This is a genomic window from Streptomyces alkaliphilus, assembly GCF_014141535.1.
In the GTDB taxonomy this organism is placed as follows: Bacteria; Actinomycetota; Actinomycetes; order Streptomycetales; family Streptomycetaceae; genus Streptomyces; species Streptomyces alkaliphilus.
Map to the genome: position 1 here is coordinate 1 of NZ_VKHT01000780.1, position 2,437 is coordinate 2,437.

At 73.2% G+C, this 2,437-nt stretch carries 3 protein-coding genes; 1 reads left to right on the forward strand and 2 read right to left on the reverse strand.

Annotation, left to right across the window (positions count from 1 at the left end; translation table 11 throughout):
• Positions 1-227: 227 nt before the first annotated feature.
• Positions 228-755 carry a hypothetical protein gene (locus FNQ90_RS19680; RefSeq protein WP_182607580.1) on the reverse strand — a complete coding sequence of 176 codons (528 nt, stop codon included), beginning with the start codon at positions 753-755 and terminating at the stop codon, positions 228-230.
• An 89-nt stretch (positions 756-844) separates the two neighbouring features.
• Entirely contained in the window at positions 845-1,561 is a 717-nt protein-coding gene (locus FNQ90_RS19685; protein WP_182607581.1) for a hypothetical protein, read from the reverse strand.
• Between the two features lie 463 nt (positions 1,562-2,024).
• On the opposite strand from FNQ90_RS19685, the gene FNQ90_RS19690 reads away from it, so the two are divergent.
• Positions 2,025-2,423 (forward strand): hypothetical protein, encoded by a 399-nt coding sequence (locus tag FNQ90_RS19690; protein WP_143621183.1) that lies wholly within the window; start codon positions 2,025-2,027, stop codon positions 2,421-2,423.
• The last annotated feature ends 14 nt before the right edge of the window (positions 2,424-2,437 follow it).

The following is a 2,437-nucleotide window of genomic DNA, read 5'->3' on the forward strand; positions in this document are numbered from 1 at the left end:
AGGCACGGGAGGGCGGCGACGGCGACCGGCCCGGGGTCGGGAGGGGCCGGAGCCGGGTTTTCTGATGCGGGCACGACGTGAGGCCGGTTCCGGTGCGCTCCGATCGAACGCGCCGGAACCGGCCTCGTGTGCGGTGCCCGGATGTGGGGTCCCGTCCCGGATCCCCTCCGATCGTCGGGCCGATCGGATACCTCCCGCGGCTTCGGGCCGTGGTGCCCGCGGGGTGCTCAGGCCGCGATCAGGCGCTCCACCAGATCGCGGTAACCGATCAGCGCGGTGCGCCGCTCCTCGGTGCCGGCGGAGCCGGCACCGTCGCCGCCCCGGTCGCCGGTGGCGCCGTCGGACCGCAGGGCCCCGCGCTGCTCGGCCAGGGACTCGCGCACGCACTCGCCGGCTTCCTCGAGGAGGGCGTCGGCCTCCCGGACCGCCCGCTCGGGGTCGTCCACGAAGGACTGCACGGCGACCTGGAGGCGGGCGCGCAGTTCCTCGGCGCGCGCCTGCGGGACCAGCGCCGGGCCGGTGTGGCCCCGGGGCGACCGGTCGCTACCGGGACCCTCTGCGCCGGGGGCGCCGGGGGTCCGCCCGCCGCCCTCCGCGGCGTCACCGTCGCGGTGCGTCGTCCCGGTCCCGGTGTCGGGGGCCACCGGCGCGACCGGCGCGCTCCGGTCGTCGGCGGGGCGGGCGGGGTTGGTGCCGGTGTCCGTCGTCCGATCGGTGTCCTTGGTGTGCCGGCGCTCCTCCACGCGGTTCTCCACTGTCCCGCTCTCCTTTCCGATGGTGTCGCCGTGTGAATGGTTCGTTCGGGGGTCGAGCCCTTCGGGGGTGCCCGGTCCCATGGGCCGGGTCATCGGCGCACGCCGTCCCGGTCCTCGACCCGTGTCTCGTCTCCGGCCCGGTCCTCGCGGCGCGGAGCGCGGTCGCTTTCGCCCCGCTCGTCGCGTCCGGCGCCCGGCAGGTGCAGGCGCTCGGCGATGCCGCCGTCGCGTCCCTCCGCCTTCGCGCGGTCCTCCCGGTCACCGGAGTGGGGGGAGTCCATGAGCTTCTCGAAGACCTCACCGGCCTCGAGCATCGCGGTGCGCAGATCCTCGGTGGCGGCGTCGCCGGGAGCGGTACGACCGGCCAGGGCGTGCACCCGACGGTAGCCGTCGACCTGATGGGGATGGTGCACCGACAGCGCCGCGATCCGGTCGTCGTGCGAGTCGGACGGGTAACCGCGGTCGTGGGCCAGCCGGGTCAGCAGGTGGTCGGCCTCGGCGACGGCGCCGGCGGGGTCGTCCACGAAGCGCTGCTGCACCTGCCCCCACTGCGCCCGGTAGCGCTCGCGCTCCTCGGCCGGGAGCGTCCGGGTCCGCAGGTCCCCGTGGCGCTTGAGCCGCTCGGAGAGTTCGGCTCGGGCGGCCTTCTCGTCGCCGTTGTGGCGGTCCACGGCCCGGTCGTACTCGGGACCGAAGCGCCCGCGCAGGTCGCCCCGACGTCGCTTCATCACCGGCCCGAGGGCCAGATACACCAGAACGAGGACGGCCAGCACCGCCACGAGAATGATGACTTGAGTGGTGGTCATGGTGTGCCTTTCGTGGGGACCCTTTCGTACGCGCCTCTCTGGTCTGTCGGCTTACCGGGTCACGGCTTCATAAACACAAGCCGCATTCCGCCCGTTGGCGGAATGTCGGATCCGGGCCGGGTTTCCCCGGTGCCGAGGGCGGGTTCCGCGGGGCTCCCACGGTGCCCCGGGGCCCTCCACCCGGGTCCCCGCTCCGGGGTTTCCGTGCGATCCACGTGATCAACATGGTGTCGGTGTGTCGCCCGGGTGTGCCGCTGTCGAACGGCCCTGGCATATGCACGTGTCAAACACTCGGCGCCGAACATCATCCGATCAACTCTCGGCACTTACGGGCAAATAGCGATCTGAACCCCACCTCCCCTGCGGCACGATGCGTAATCTCCTCGCCACAGCGCCCCCCGGGCGCCCGATGGTTGTTCGGCCGGTACCACCGGCACCACAGCAGCGAGGAGGACCACGTCGCATGCCCGGAATCGACGAGTGCCTGCTGGCGGCGATGACGCTGCCCGGGGCCCGCGGCGCCGCCGTCGTGGACTGGATCAGCGGCCTCGCGTTGGGCACCGCCGGGGAGTCGCCCAGCGGCGATCACGAGGCCACCGCCGCCGAGACCGCCGAACTCGCCCGCATGGCCGCCGAACACACCGCGTTCGTGCCACCCGACGCCCCGGAACCGGAGAAGGGCGCCCCACCGGTCGAGGGAGTCATCGTCACCGCCCCCGGGGGCCACCACCTGATCCACTTCGTGGGGGGCGTCCTGGACAGCAGCGTCTTCGTCCACCTGTGGATCGACCGGCGCGAGGGCAATCTCGCCCTGGCGCGCATACGACTCCGCGAGATCGCCGAAAGCCTGGTACTGGCATGAGGATCGTCGCCCCC

Bases quoted from the DNA above. Each gene is read 5' to 3' on its own strand.
- FNQ90_RS19685 (WP_182607581.1), bottom strand. From the start codon at position 1,561: ATGACCACCACTCAAGTCATCATTCTCGTGGCGGTGCTGGCCGTCCTC.
- FNQ90_RS19690 (WP_143621183.1), top strand. From the start codon at position 2,025: ATGCCCGGAATCGACGAGTGCCTGCTGGCGGCGATGACGCTGCCCGGG.